Source organism: Citrobacter sp. Ca225, from assembly GCF_030337175.1.
GTDB classification, from domain to species: Bacteria; Pseudomonadota; Gammaproteobacteria; order Enterobacterales; family Enterobacteriaceae; genus Citrobacter_A; species Citrobacter_A amalonaticus.
Window position 1 is genome coordinate 1 of sequence record NZ_JAOWCD010000014.1, and the last position, 624, is coordinate 624.

Below are 624 nucleotides of genomic sequence, written 5' to 3' on the forward strand. Positions count from 1 at the left end.
TTCCCGGTGAAACGGCCTTCAGCCGCAGCGAATCGCTCTGGCTGGCGCGGGGCGGCGTGCCGGCGCTGCATGAAAGCAATCCGCTGCACACACTGTGGCAGTCGTTGCCGGAAGACATTCGCACCAGTCCACACGTGTATCTGGCAACCAACAGCGCACAGGGGCCGTGGTGGATCCTGGGCTGGTCTGCGCGCGTACCGGGAGCGGAGGAACCCTTACCTGCCCCGCTGCCGCCGTACCGGACGCTGACGGCTCTGGTGGACAATTTAGGGCGGAGAATGGTCTTCCATCGTGCCGCTACCGGTGATGCAACCGGGGAAATCACCGCCGTGACGGACGGTGCAGGCCGCCGCTTCCGGCTGGTGCTGACCACGCAGGCGCAGCGGGCAGCACAGTACCGGAAGCAGGTAACCGCCAGTGGCACAAAACCCCTTCCCTTCCCGGATGCTCTGCCCGCCACCGCGTACGGCACGGACAACGGCCTTCGTCTGGCAGAAGTATGGCTGATCCACGACCCGGAATACCCGGACACTCTGCCCGCCGCGCCGCTGGCGCGATACGACTATTCCCCGCGTGGCGAACTGGCAACGGTATACGACCGCAGCGGCACGGCAGTACGCCATT

General features: G+C 65.9%; 1 pseudogene. It reads left to right on the top strand.

The window, feature by feature from the left end:
- A pseudogene (locus tag OGW13_RS00080) lies at window positions 1–624 on the top strand (type IV secretion protein Rhs); the annotation flags it as partial.